The sequence below is a fragment of the Pedobacter sp. R-06 genome, from assembly GCF_049913135.1.
Taxonomy (GTDB): Bacteria; Bacteroidota; Bacteroidia; order Sphingobacteriales; family Sphingobacteriaceae; genus Pedobacter.
In genome coordinates this window covers 1455862-1470284 of the sequence record NZ_CP183977.1, presented here as the reverse complement: position 1 = coordinate 1470284, position 14423 = coordinate 1455862, and the positions used below count along the sequence as shown (strand labels likewise).

Below are 14423 nucleotides of genomic sequence, written 5' to 3'. Positions count from 1 at the left end.
CGAGGGCACTCAAATGATAACAATTAGGTATTCATATGTTAACAAATCGGCCAAAAGGAGTATTAAACAGGCTCTTGACCGGGTTTTGTTAAGGCATATGCTGATGGTAGCATATTGAATTCCTGCTTAAAATATTTACTGAAATGTTTAGGGTTACTAAAGCCGACTTCATAGGCTACCTCGGCAATGGTCATCTGCGATTTCAGCAACAAAGGTTTGGATTTTAGCAACCTGTAAGAGCGTATGTATTCTACAGGTGATTTACCTGTTAACGGAAGTACTTTTTTATATAAACCTACCCTGCTCATATTCATGTCTGCACTTAACTGGTCGACGGTATAGCCGGAGTCTGACAAATGTTTTTCTATGTGAAAAGACAACTGTCTAATAAACTTATCGTCAACAGATTCAATTTCTGTTTCCAGTGGTTTAAACTCTACCTGCTTTTGGTAGATCTTTTTTGAAAGTGCCTGTTGCTGCAGTAAGTTCCTTATTTTCGATAAAAGAATCTCAAAGTTAAAAGGTTTGGTCATGTAATCATTTGCACCGGTTTCAAGGCCCATCAATTGTTCGTCTTCAGTAGTTAGCGCGGTAAGTAATATCACAGGCAAATGGGCCGTACGCTTATCCGCTTTAATTTTCCGACAAAGATCAATACCGTTCATTTCAGGCATACTCACATCACTAACAATCAAATCAGGGTGTATAGAAAGTATTTTTTGCCAACCTTCTTTACCATTGGCAGCCTCGGCTATCTGGTAGTATTCTTTTAAATTGTCTTTTAAATAAAACCTAAAATCCTCATTATCTTCTACCAGGATTAGCGTCGGCTTTTTACTTTTCCATACAAACTTAGGATCACTTATCTCATTTTCTTCTACCTTGGCAGTAATGACCAGATCTAGCTTAGGTGCCGGAACAGACGTTTCAGTATCTGCTTCAGGAAAAACAAGGCAAACTGTAAACTCAGTTCCCTTATTCACAATGCTGTCAACCGTAATATGCCCACCATGCAGCCTCACAAATTCCTTGGTAATTGACAAACCTATACCACTCCCTTGGTTAACAATTGAATCTGGAACATCATTTTGAAAAAACCTTTCGAATATCTTTGCCTTGTTATCCTCAGGAATACCAATACCCGTATCAGAAACTTTAAGAATTAACTGGGTTTGTTTTTGTTCATTAATGGTGGTGAGCAAACTTACTTTCACTTTACCACCCTGTGGTGTAAATTTGAATGCATTTGAAAGCAGGTTAAACAGTATCCTTTCAATTTTATCATGATCAAAAAAGGTAATCAGGCTCTTTCTATCGGTCTGAAAACTAAAACTGATGTTCTTTCTGTCGGCTATATCGCTAAAGGAAAATGACAGCTCCTGAATAAAAGAAATGATATCTCCTGGTTTAGGGTGCAGTTTTAATTCATGCACCTCCATTCTTCTAAAATCCAGCAATTGGTTTACCAGATTCAGCAGGCGGCGTCCGTTCCGCTGAATCATCTGAAGTTGCGGTCTCTCCGAATCCTGAGCTTGTTTAATCAGTTTCTCAAGCGGCGTAATGATCAGCGACAAGGGCGTTCTGAATTCGTGACTTACATTGGTAAGAAATTTTATCTTAAGCAGATCCAGTTCATGCATTCGTTTGGCTTGTTGTCGTTCCTGTTCTATTAAAAACTCCTTCTTTATCCGTTGAATGCCACGAAGCCTGATGAAAAACAGCGTACCACCAATTAGCAATGCGTAAATGATATAGGCCAGCGTTGTTCTCCAAAATGGAGGCATAATGGTAATATTAAGGCTGGTCTCATTGTTTACCCAATTTCCCGAAGCATCAGTAGAAACCACTTTAAAAGTATATTCACCCGGATCAATATTGGTATAGGTTGCCAATCGGTTGTTTCCCTGAAGTTCCTGCCAGTGCTGATCAAATCCTTCCAGCTTATACCGGTATTTTATTTTTTGAGGATTAAAGAAATTCAATGCTGCAAACTCCAGAGCAAACCCATTCTCGCTATGGTTCAGCTTTAAATCTTTTGTAAAAATGATAGACTTCTTTAATATGTCCCTTCCATTTACCTGGTCATCAATGCCAATGCTTCTGTTAGAAATCTGCAGATCAGTAAAAACTATAACAGGCTTGGTAATGTCATTCCTGATGTCGGCAGGCTTAAAAAGATTAAAGCCGTTTGCTCCTCCAAACAAGAGTTCACCCGATTTGGTTTTAAACCCTGCATTGGCATTAAATGCATTGCCCTGCAAGCCGTCATGTTCATCGTACTTCCGGAAAGTATAAGAAAATCTGTCCTTATTTATCCTTTTGACAATAACCTCGAACAAACCATTTGCAGTGCTTACCCAAAGATTTTTGTCATTATCTTCAACCACTTTTAAAGTGGTCATTTCACTGAGCTCATCCTTACTGTCGAAATTCTGGAATGCTGCAGTTTCAGGATTTAACCGACTTAACCCATCACGTGTGGATATCCATATAAAACCATAGCTATCCTCCATTATGCCATAAACAACATTATTGATCAGCGATTTTTTATCACCCGGTTTATTTTTGTAATGAACGAATCGGCCATCTGGTTTCATTTCATCAACTCCTTCCGAACTGCCTATCCAAATACTACCTTTTCTATCCTCTATTAAGCAGCAAAGCAAATTTGAAATTATACCATTCTTTTCTCCTGCCTTTTTGTGAATAAAAATGCCTTTGTTTCTATCGAATTTATCCAGTCCACCGCCTAAAGTAGCAATCCATAGTCTCCCCTTTCTGTCTTCAAGAATATCCCACACCCGGTCATCAGTAAGGCTGTTTACATCCTGGCTATTGTGTTTATAATGAATAAACTTTGTGCCATCAAAGCAATTTAACCCGCCAAAATAAGTCCCTACCCATAGCTTTTTATCGCGATCTATAAACAGACTTACAATAATGTCGTTACTCAAACTATTTGGATTTCCAGGTTCATGCACATACCTTTTAAACTGACCTGTTTTTCTATTAAAATAAAATAGTCCACCTCCATTCGTACCAATCCAGATGTTACCCAGTCCGTCTTCTACAAAACGGTTTACATCATCATAAGTCAGCCCATGGGGATTTGCATTCTGGTGTTTATAGAGTGGGAACTTGAGGATCTTTTCGTGATAAAAGCTAACGCCCTTTTTAAAAGTTCCTACCCATATTATGCCCGAATGGTCTTTGTACAAAGTTACAATAGCATTCTGCCCAATACTTTTAACGTCGTCCTCTTTATTAACCAGATACCTTACGCTAAAATTTCTTTTATCCAGCAGGTTAACACCGCCATGATCGGTTCCTATCCAGATCAATCCTTTATCATCCTGAATGATACCGCTGATCAGGTTATTATTCAGGCCATTTGGTGCCTTATCTATAAATCTGGTTTTCCCGGTTTTGGTTTCATAAAAATCTATTCCTCTCTGGCTATTCAGGGTATATATCCATAGATCAGACGCATTATCAACAAACAGTTTAAAGTTTTGAAAAGCTAAAGAATCCTTACGTTTGAATGCGGTGATACGCTTACGAACTTTACCTGTGGAATTATTGAGTAATTCAATGGTCTTATCCGTATGAATAACCCAAATATCTCCATTGGGTCCTTTTTGTAATGCTGAAACCGGAGAACCAGCTAGTGATGCGGCATTCCCGGTATTCAGTTTTAGATGAATACTTTTTTTGCTCAGCATATCATATTTAAAGACACCTTCTTCATCGGCATTGAACCAAAAACCTCCAATATTGTCTTTTACTACATCTCGGATCTTTTTGGCAGAGATGTTGAACTCCTTCTTCAGATAAGGATTCGCATCCCTAATAAAAACCTGGGTTTCCGCATCATAGATGTTTGCACCGTTCTGGGTCTCTATATATAGCTTATTGTCAGGGAGTTCAAAGATATTGACAATAAAGTCATCACTTATTGATTTATGATCTCTCGGATCGTGTTTAAAAACCTTAATCTTCTGACCATCAAAACGATTTAATCCGGAAAGGGTACCAATCCATATAAAACCCTTACTATCTTTAAGAATTGTATTTATCTGATTATGCGAGAGCCCGTCGGAAATATTTATACAAGAAAACTGAATCTGGTCTTGCTGAGCTAAACCCGCAAACGAAATCAGTAGGAAGATTAATGCAATTATGGTTTTCCTTATAAACATTAAAGAATCATTTTATAAAATTCGCGCATGTTATTCTTTAAGTCCGAATAACGGTTTAATATTGCAAGATAGAAAATGAATTATAAACAAAGATGTTTCTGTAATTGTTGACGAAGAACAGCCTTCTACTTTTTAACGACTCCCTTTACACTAGACAAATCTCAACTAAACTGCCCTTCTTTAGCTACTTGCCATTCCGCAATTGCTGTTTAAAATCAGATTTAAATGGTAATCGGGATTATGAAAAAGATAATGTAAGCTAAATGAGTTTTTTCGGATTTTTTTTTTTAAACCTCGATAATGACACTAATCTGAAACAACTGTTTCAGATTAGTAATAATTTTGGTCCTGATAAAATAGCTATGGCAAGAAATGTTGAGTTTAATGAGAAGGAGGCCATCCAAAAAGCAATGGAGGTTTTTTGGGAAAAGGGCTATAATGGCACCTCACTTCGCGATTTGACTGATGCGATGAAGATCAACAGCAGTAGCTTGTACAACACCATTGGCGATAAGAAAGAATTATTTGTTAAGTGTATTGAGCTTTATACAGAAGTTAGAGAAAAAGATCTGATTCAGCGCGAAAAGAGTAAAGGTAAGGCGCTATCTATACTCACAAAATACATAGAGGATTCCGTCAAGATCGTTATCATTGAAAAAAATGGATGTTTTGCGATCAAAACCGTCTTTGAAGGCGCAACGGATGATCCCAGAATCAAAAATTTAATTAAAAACGATAACGATAATAATTACCGATTTATAAGCCGTACCATAGCCAAAGCAATGGCTGAGGGAGATATATCCAATGATGAAAGTCCGGAATTGCTTGCCGATTTCTTCATCAGTGTATGGACGGGCTGGTACGAGTCTTATCTGATTCATAGAGACCCTCTTAAAATCAAAAAAATGGCCCAATATTTTATTAAACAAATCACGAAATAATCTTTTTTTTTTCGTATTCTGAAACAATTACTTCAGAATACTAAAAAGGCTGCTGCTATTCTGAAACAATCAATTCAAAATTATAAAATAAAAAAACATGAGTAACGAAAATCAAAACCAGGAATTGCAGGGTAAAATTGCCCTGGTAACCGGAGGAACCAAAGGAATTGGTAAAGCCATCGCCGACAGGTTGTCGGGCAATGGGGCAAAAGTGATCGTAACGGCCAGAAATCTGCCAACGGACTTAAATTCTGAACACTATTTCATTGCAGCTGATCTGGCTTTACCAGAAAGCATAGCCAATGTAGTAGAGGAGATTACCTCGAAGTTTGGCAAGGTTGATATCCTGATCAATAATGCTGGTGCAAATCAAGCGCCGGCAGGAGGTTTTAGCGTATTAAGTGATCAGGATTGGAATAATGCCCTGGAAATAAATCTTTTTACAGCGATCAGGTTCGACAGGGCCTTTCTTCCTAAGATGCTGGAACAAAACAGCGGCGTAATTATTCATATCTCTTCGGGTGTAGCGGTTTTACCACTTTGGCAAACCACCATGCCTTATGCCGCCGCTAAAGCCGCACTTAATAATTATAGTAAAGCATTGTCTGCTGAAGTAGCCGCAAAAGGGGTACGGGTAGTAACTGTTTCGCCTGGCGTAATACATACAGGTGCTATGGAAAGTTTTTTACAGGACCTGGCTGAAAAATCAGGTACCAGTGTTGACGTCATCACAAAACAGCTTATTGCCCAGATTGGTGGAATTCCATTGGATAGAATGGGAGAAAAAGAAGAGGTGGCCAGCCTGGTGGCTTTTTTGGTCTCGCCCGGAGCATCATACATTACCGGACAGAATTATGCCATTGATGGTGGTGCCAAGCCAGTAGTTTAATTTTACAGCGCAGACCTATAAACCTCCACACCGTAGTCGAGGGGTTTATAGGCTTTTTATTTCACGAATTTATTTGTCGCCAAGTTTTATTAAGAGATTAATATAATTCCGCATCCAGCTGAACTAAAAACCTTCAGGAATACATGGCCGGCTAGGTAAGGTGTAGAATATACAAAGCATGCCCTACCCTCGCCCTAAAACCAGACCTTTACCCCAAAATATCCCGATCAAGATAAGCTTCACAAACAGTAGACTACTACCCACAGCCAATCAAAAGCCATTTAACCCTAACCCCTACTCTTATCCTATAACAGATGGGAATTACCCATAAACATTGGGTGATGTTTAAGCCTTAACCCGGCGGTCAACTTTGAAGACAGGATTGGAGCGGCATGCCAGGCCACAAGGGCTATACTGTAAATTTAAATCATTATATTTGTTAACCTAACATGACCACCTATACCACTCAAACCGATATGGAGCTTGCAGCCTTATTACAGACTGGCGACGAGGGTGCGTTTAAAGTAATTTATCAAAGGTATTGGGAAAGGTTACTGGTTTTTGCGGGAAAACGCTTAGGAGATACAGATGAAGCCGAAGAAGCTGTTCAGGAAATATTTCTTAATCTTTGGAAGCGCAGGGAGCAGTTTAAATTAAAAGTGGGTTTTGAAAATTATTTTGCTGTGGCTGTCAAGTTTGAGGTGATTAACCGGTTGGCAAAAAGATCAAGGGAACAACTGCGCAACACTGCCTTTGCGCAGGAAAATCCAAAATATGCAGAGCCTGTTCAGGTGGCTTTTGATCTTGAGACCCTGCAGCGACAGTTGGAAAACACCATAAGTTCGCTGCCTCCTAAGTGCCAGTTGATCTTTCGGATGAGTAGAGAAACTGATTTTACCAATAAAAAAATAGCCGAAAACCTGAACATCTCGGAAAAAGCAGTCGAAAAACATATTACCCATGCACTGAAAATATTAAAGTCGCGTTTCGGGCCACTATTTGTTTGCGTTCTGTTAATTTTACCTACATTAAAAAAGTAATCTCCCACGACAATAGGCGCATTCAGTAAATTATTTACATTAATTTAATTATTTCTTAAAAAAAGGTAGGGTTAGCTCAGTTCTATTTGGCTTTATATGAAAACAGGCCAATATGCAATACCAAAATCCAACAGAGAGAATCTATTTTCTTGCAGAAAAGTGGCGGAACGGCAGTATATCAAAAGCTGAACAGTCAGAGTTCGATCAGTGGTATAACAGTTTAGAAAACTCGCTGGAACTGCAAACGGAAGAATCCAGAGCGGAAATGGAGCACCGGTTATACCAGTCCATTACCCAAAAGGGGAATATAAATCCCCGGCGAAGTTTCCGGTGGCCACGTTTTGCAGCTGCGGCTTCAATTGCAATTCTTCTTGGGGTAGGTGGTTTCTATTTTATTACAAAAGAACGTTCAGCCCGGGTTTCTGAAATCGTTACCAACGACATTGCACCGGGTGGAAATAACGCTATTCTGACCCTGGCAGATGGAAAAAAAATCGTTCTTTCAGGTGCCAAAAATGGAAATCTTGCACAACTTCCCGACGTCAGGGTAATAAAAACTTCCGACGGGAACCTTTCTTATCAAAAGACCCCGTCCGGGCAATTATCCCCATCGCTTGTCAACTACAATGTGGTCAGTACCCCTTTAGGTGGTCAATATCATTTAACATTATCTGACGGGACAAACGCGTGGCTGAACGCCGGCTCAAGTATCAAATATCCAACCAGCTTTAGTGGTTTGGAGCGGAGGGTGGAAATTACCGGTGAGGTTTATTTTGAGGTGGCCCATAATGCAGCCAAGCCATTCCGCGTTGTTTCGGCTGGCCAGTTAGTAGAAGTGCTGGGAACACATTTTAATATTAACGCCTATGCGGATGAAAACAATATCCGGACCACGTTAATTGAAGGTTCGGTGCGTATAAGCGGCGCAAATCAGACCAAAACCATTAAACCTGGTGAAGAAGCTGAATTGAGCAGTAAAGGTATATCTATCGGCCGGGCCGACACTGAAGAGGCTATTGCATGGAAAAACGGTTACTTCCGTTTTAATGATGAAAATATTGAAAGCATTATGCGTAAGCTCTCCAGGTGGTATGGTATCGAAGTTTCCTTTCAGGGATCAATATCTCAAGAGGGGTTCAACGGAAAAATCTCACGCTATAAAAATATCAGTCAGGCACTGAAAATGCTTGAACAAACAGGGGCTGTTCATTTCGAAATCAAAGGAAGGAGGGTTAGCGTGATGAAATAATTCTCCAGCCTAGTATCCCAAAAAGCCATTCCGGGGTCGAGCCGGAATGACCAATACATGGATCTCCAAATAATCAAACAAACTATTTAAGGAACGCGGAATACCGGAACTAACTGAAAATTCAGCGGTGAAACGCATAAACCCATCCTAAACAAATGTACAAACTTTACCCTAAATTTTTTGTGCAACCGAAAGGCTGTATAAAAAAAATGCTAATGATTATGAAGTTAACTGCACTTCTTCTGACAGCAATTATTTTACAGGTCAGCGCCACTACCCTTGCTCAAAAGGTTACACTCAAAGAAAAAAACATCACACTCGGCCAGGTCTTTAACAAGATCAGTACGCAAACGGGCTATGATTTTCTGTATACCACCTCTTTGCTTAAAAGCGCAAAACCGGTAACAATTGATGTTCAGAACGTTGAACTGAACATTGTTCTTAAAGAAATTTTTGCTAACCAGCCGCTAGACTTCAGCATAGGGGACAAATCAGTTGTCGTTACCCCCAGGACGAAACCTCCGCTTAGAACCGGCATGCCAGTATCTATCGTTCCCATTACCATTACAGGAAAGGTAATTGATTCTGCTTCAGGCAAGCCACTTTCAGGGGCAACGGTTATTATAAAGGGCAGTGGACAGGGCATCAGAACTGCCCCAAATGGCTTTTTTATTTTACCCAATGTAGATGATAACGCCACAATTATCTTCAGCTTTATCGGCTATAAAAACAAAGAGGTCCGCGCAGCAAAAGACATGGGAACAATCGCCTTAAACATGAGCAGTAGCAGTTTAGACGAAGTGGCCGTAACAGTAAATACAGGATACCAGCGTATCAAACCTGAACAGAGCACCGGTGCGGTGTCGCAATTGAGCAGTAAGATGTATGAGTCCAGGATCAGTACAAACTTCCTTGACGGGTTGGTCAATAAATTGCCAGGGCTGATGATTAACAATAGCGTGCAATTCAATAGCACTGTTCCCGGGGGCAACGCTTCGAGCAGACCGCTGTTCAATATCCGTGGTATTTCCACCATGTCGGCAAATCAGACGCCACTCATCGTTGTAGACGGTTACCCGACAGAGCTAACCCTTGACCTTATAGATCCCAACGAAATTAAGTCGGTAACGATCCTAAAAGATGCGGCAGCAGCCACAGTATACGGTGTAAGGGCATCAAACGGGGTAATCGTTATCGAAAGAAAAACCCCGCTTGCAGGTAAAGCGCAATTTACATTCAGGGCAACTACGGCGCTTACGCCAAAAGAAAATTACAGCCGGTACAGGTGGGCGGATGATGCTTCGGCTATTGCAGCAGACTATAAAAGAACTGTATTTGCTTCCAGTGTAAATGCAAATACTTGGGCAGGATTGGCCAGAGGCGGCGAGGGAACCACACGACGATCTCCTGTTTACTATCTTCTGGCGCAGGCTGCAGCCAATATCATTACACCCTCGCAAGCAGCAAATTCATTCGCAGCGCTGGCAGGATACAATAATTTAGAAGAATATAGCGACCTATTCCAACGGAACGCATTCACAAAAGCCTATAACCTAAATGTTTCCGGAGGCAGTCCGAATGCGCTTTATTACATCAGCTCAAATTATACCGGTAACCGTGCGACTTCCATAAACAATGATGATAACCGGTTTTCCATCACCGCACGGAGCCTGTTAAAATTTACCAAACGATTATCTCTGGACATTACAACCGACTATCAAGAGCAGCGGATGAACAGTGCACCCGTTCCCGGTGTCTCATCTGTAGAACCTTATGAGCACTACCGGGACGTAAACGGAAACCCGGCCTATATCCTGGGCGGAAGTATCTCCCCTTTTTATAACCGATCGCTGATGGCACAGGGCCTGGCAGATAATTTGTATTATCCTCTGGTAGACGTGAACGAAATCTCTGATAAAACCCATATTGTAAATAACCGTTTTAAAGCTGATTTCCTCTACAATATCGGCGGCGGCTTCGACCTGACCTTTGGCGGGGTTTATGAAAACTCGCGTTCGGATTTCAAGCATAATGCATCTGAACGCTCTTCGGAAACCATTGATTACATTAACAGTTATGCGGTAAAAAACGCTGATGGAACCCTGAAATATAATATTCCGGTTGGTGGTTATCTCAATCAGGTGGGAACAACAACTACAAGTTATACCGCACGTACACAATTGAATTTTAACAGGACCTTTGCCAGGGACCACTTCTTTAGTATCATCGCAGGTGGAGAGGTAAGAAGTCTGGTTAACAAAGGAAACACGGCATCCTATTTCGGATACAATGATGAATCTTTACTGCTTCAGCCAGTTGATTTCTCAGCAATCAGTACTGGAGCTATTGTGGGCAGTTTTCAACTGGGCGCTCCCCTACAGGGACAGGGTTACTTTAATAGCTTTTTCAATCAACAATATAACGAGGACCGGTTTTTATCGGGTTATTCTACTTTTACCTACTCATTCAGGAACACCTATACCCTTACAGCCAGTGCGCGCATAGATCAGTCCAACCTCTTTGGAACCAATCCGAAATATAAATACAAACCGTTGTGGTCTGTAGGTGCCGGATGGAATATCAATAAGGAAAGTTTTATGGAGAATGTAGACTGGATCAATACCCTTAAACTACGGGCATCGTATGGCTTCAATGGTAATGTTGCAAAATCATCCCTGCCAGAGGTCATCGCACGGAGTGTATTGAGTAATTACGTTACCCCTACAAGCCAGGCGCTCACACTACTTTCCTATGCAAACAGCAGCCTGCGTTGGGAACAGACCAAAAACGTCAACATCGGACTGGACTATACTATTTTCAAAAACGTAAGGGGATCGGTAGATTATTACACCAAAAGAAGCACTGACCTTTTAGGGAACGCCGTAATTGATCCAACTATAGGCGTTAGCCCTACCCTTATCAATCAGGCAACTATCAATAACCAGGGTTTGGAACTGAATCTGAACGCGGACTGGATTTCTACCCCAAAGTTAAATTGGAATACCGCCTTTGCGGTTTCCAGAAATACAAGCAAAGTGCTTGACGTCTACAGAGCTTCAGATTCAAGACCCTCCACACTTGCCGCCCTTGGGTATGTTAAAAACTATCCTGTTGGCGCCATGTTCTCCTATAACTATGTAGGTCTTGATAACAAGGGTTATCCCCTGGTGTCGGGAAATGGGGGTAAGATTTATGATACGCAGGCCCTTGGTGGCAATACGCCAACAGGAATAGCATTAAAAAGTGATACTTCAGGGGTAGTTAAATATACGGGATCATCTATCCCTACCATTTTCGCTGGCCTGACCAACAGGGTTGATGTTGGCAGCTTTTATTTTCAGGCAACCGTTAACTATTACGGGGGCTTCAAAGTAAGGGTTCCCAGACCTGACCCAGCATCCAATAGGCCGCTGGAAGGCGCAGGAAACTTCTGGAAAATGCCTGGAGATGAACTGAAAACCGATGTAATGGGGCTTGCAGGTTTTTTCAATAACCAGAATGCCCGGGATGCCTATAATTACGCTGATAAATATGTGGTACATGGAGATTATATTACCCTTGGAGATCTAATTGTTTCCTACAATTTTGACCAGTCGAACTTCATTAAAAAGGTTGGGTTAAGGCACCTGGAAATAAAAGCCCAGGCTTCAAATCTCTATACCGTAGGCCTGAACAGGTATAACTACAGCCTTGGGGCCGGAAGTTATGAAAAGTCCTATATCACCCCTACGTTCTCTTTAGCTTTATTAACCAACTTTTAAACAGTAACGAAATGAAGAATCAAAAGATAAATTTTATCTGTATGCTGACTTGCTGTCTGGCATTTACCGGATGTGATAAATACCTGGACATTACGCCAAAGGGAAAGACCCTACTGTCCACGGTTGACAATTATGATCAGTTTTTAAATGACGATAAGTTCTTTTCGGGAGCAGTGGCACCATCTGCATATAATTATTTAAACTACTTGGGTGACAATTATGATTTTGTAACCATTAAAACCCCGGCAATTGATCCCACTGAGCTTATATACACCTGGTCACTTCAGTTTACTACAGACATCAACACCTCCCCACCTATTTGGGGCGATCATTATGGAAGGATCAACCTTTATAACACTGTTCTGGTTGGTATCGACAATGCCACAGGGGGAACAGCTGCAAAAAAAAGAGGCCTTAAAGCCGAGGCATTATTAGGCAGGGCAATAGAGTATTTTTATCTTATTAATGAATACGGTAAACCTTACGATGCCACTACAGCCCAACAGGATCCTGGCGTCCCTTTTGTCACTTCAAATGATGTAAGCCAAAAAGCTCCGGCCAGAAGCTCTATTGCTGAAGTTTATCAGCACATTATTGATGATGTGAACGCCGCTATGGCAGAGCTTCCAGATGACAACTCGGCAAACCGATTACGCGGATCCAAAGCAGCTGGGTATAGTGTGTTAGCCAGAACATTCTTTTACATGAGAAATTACCCTGAGGCCCGCAAATATGCAGAACTTGCCCTTTCTAGTACCAGAGCGGTAATGATTAATTTCAACGGAGCACTTCCAGCAACTAATTTTCTGAGTGTTCATCCCGATGTCATTTACGGAAGGATCTACCTTGCACAAACCACCCCGACATTAGATTTCTTACGTTCGTTTGTTAGTAATGATCTGCGGGTCCGTAAGCTATACAACAGTGCTGATGGCTATGCATTTACAACCAGGGGAGCTACCTCATATTTACCACTGTTTGTATCACCTACCCTTCAGTTTGTGAACCCGGGCACCTCGGTACAGGAGATGAAATTAACCATAGCAGAATGTGCTGCACGAAGTGGCGATTTGACCGAAGCGCTGGCCCAGTTGAATGATATCCGTAAAAACAGGTTTTCGAACTATACAGATTACAGCTCCGGTGACCAGAACACTGTCCTTGAACAGGTCTTTTTAGAAAGGCGTCATGAGATGCCATTTAACGGCTTGCGCTGGTTTGATATGCGCCGGCTCGACAAGGAAAACAGGATGGGAACGATAACGCGGTATAATGCACAGAACACTGCTATTGTGACTTTACCGCCACATAGCAACCGCTATACACTGCAGATTCCTTTTCAGGTGCTCAGTTTTAATCCAGATATGCCACAAAATCCATAACAAATAAGGACATGCGTAAATTAAATATATTAATAATCTGCTCGCTAATGATTTTTTTGGCGGCCTGCAGTAAAGAAGAGGCAACAGTTTCTTTGCCTGATGCCAGTGTTTCTTTTGATTTCCCGTCAACAAAGGACTCTGTGGAAATATCATTGCCCATCATTGATAATGTGGCGATGGTCTTTGACATTAAGGCCGCTTTATCTGGCAGTACCTCTTCAAGTGATCACCAGGTCAGCTTTGGGGTAGACACCACTAAAATCACGGCGTTCCGAACAAAATACGGCAATGCGGTATTGCTACCTGCCACCTCTTATTTGTTTTATAAAGCCAACACGGTGATCAGGGCCGGTTCCTCAGTATCAGAGCCTGCACAGCTCAACATTGGCCAGCAGACAAAGTTAAAAGGACGAACCACCTATGTTTTGCCTGTTGTGATCCAGTCGGTAGACGGTAAAACAGAAGGACCGGCCACCACAAGGGTTATATACTACGTGTTTAAAACGCAGAAAGCACAATTCATTCCAAGAGATACCTGGACAATTGCGGCCTTTTCTTCGCAGAACAGTACAGCCGTGGGAGCCGCTAACGTTAGGGACGACAATGACAAAACTACCTATTGGCTCAGTAGCACCACACAACAGATGCCACAGTTTGTAACCATCAATTTTAACGATGAATACACCTTTACCGGGCTAAGATACTTTTATCCGACAATATTGCCCTATCCAACCTCGGGAGGACATCCGACATCTGTACAAATTGAAACGAGCATAAACGGCACAACCTGGATAAACAAAGGCGTTTTCGCTGGCAATCTTGTTAATAATGAACAGACACTTGATTTAGGAGTAACGACTGCAAGATACCTGCGCTTTACCGTATTGGCTGCTGCCAGGTATTCGAACCTACCGGTCGTGTTCGTGAGCGGCATCGTGCTCGTCCCTTAAAAAGCAAAAAAC

General features: G+C 41.5%; 8 protein-coding genes. 7 read left to right on the top strand and 1 reads right to left on the bottom strand.

What is annotated here, in order from left to right:
- Positions 1-62: 62 nt before the first annotated feature.
- The gene (locus tag ACN9MR_RS06230) at positions 63-4199 is read right to left on the bottom strand and encodes a hybrid sensor histidine kinase/response regulator transcription factor (RefSeq protein WP_426328743.1); all 4137 of its coding nucleotides are present in this window, start codon (positions 4197-4199) and stop codon (positions 63-65) included.
- Positions 4200-4462: 263 nt separating this feature from the next.
- Here ACN9MR_RS06230 and ACN9MR_RS06225 point away from each other — a divergent pair, with 263 nt between their 5' ends.
- The 7 genes from ACN9MR_RS06225 to ACN9MR_RS06195 all read left to right on the top strand — a co-directional run bounded on the left by ACN9MR_RS06225 (position 4463) and on the right by ACN9MR_RS06195 (position 14411).
- Entirely contained in the window at positions 4463-5140 is a 678-nt protein-coding gene (locus tag ACN9MR_RS06225) for a TetR/AcrR family transcriptional regulator (RefSeq protein WP_426328742.1), read from the top strand.
- A 97-nt stretch (positions 5141-5237) separates the two neighbouring features.
- Positions 5238-6029, top strand: coding sequence for an SDR family oxidoreductase (locus ACN9MR_RS06220; protein ID WP_426328741.1), 792 nt, complete (start codon positions 5238-5240; stop codon positions 6027-6029).
- A gap of 449 nt (positions 6030-6478) precedes the next feature.
- The gene (locus ACN9MR_RS06215; RefSeq protein WP_426328740.1) at positions 6479-7069 is read left to right on the top strand and encodes an RNA polymerase sigma-70 factor; all 591 of its coding nucleotides are present in this window, start codon (positions 6479-6481) and stop codon (positions 7067-7069) included.
- Positions 7070-7181: 112 nt separating this feature from the next.
- The gene (locus ACN9MR_RS06210) at positions 7182-8318 is read left to right on the top strand and encodes a FecR family protein (RefSeq protein WP_426328739.1); all 1137 of its coding nucleotides are present in this window, start codon (positions 7182-7184) and stop codon (positions 8316-8318) included.
- Between the two features lie 221 nt (positions 8319-8539).
- The gene (locus ACN9MR_RS06205; protein ID WP_426328738.1) at positions 8540-12079 is read left to right on the top strand and encodes a SusC/RagA family TonB-linked outer membrane protein; all 3540 of its coding nucleotides are present in this window, start codon (positions 8540-8542) and stop codon (positions 12077-12079) included.
- A gap of 11 nt (positions 12080-12090) precedes the next feature.
- Positions 12091-13461 (top strand): RagB/SusD family nutrient uptake outer membrane protein, encoded by a 1371-nt coding sequence (locus ACN9MR_RS06200; protein ID WP_426328737.1) that lies wholly within the window; start codon positions 12091-12093, stop codon positions 13459-13461.
- Between the two features lie 11 nt (positions 13462-13472).
- The gene (locus tag ACN9MR_RS06195) at positions 13473-14411 is read left to right on the top strand and encodes a BT_3987 domain-containing protein (protein ID WP_426328736.1); all 939 of its coding nucleotides are present in this window, start codon (positions 13473-13475) and stop codon (positions 14409-14411) included.
- Positions 14412-14423: the final 12 nt, after the last annotated feature.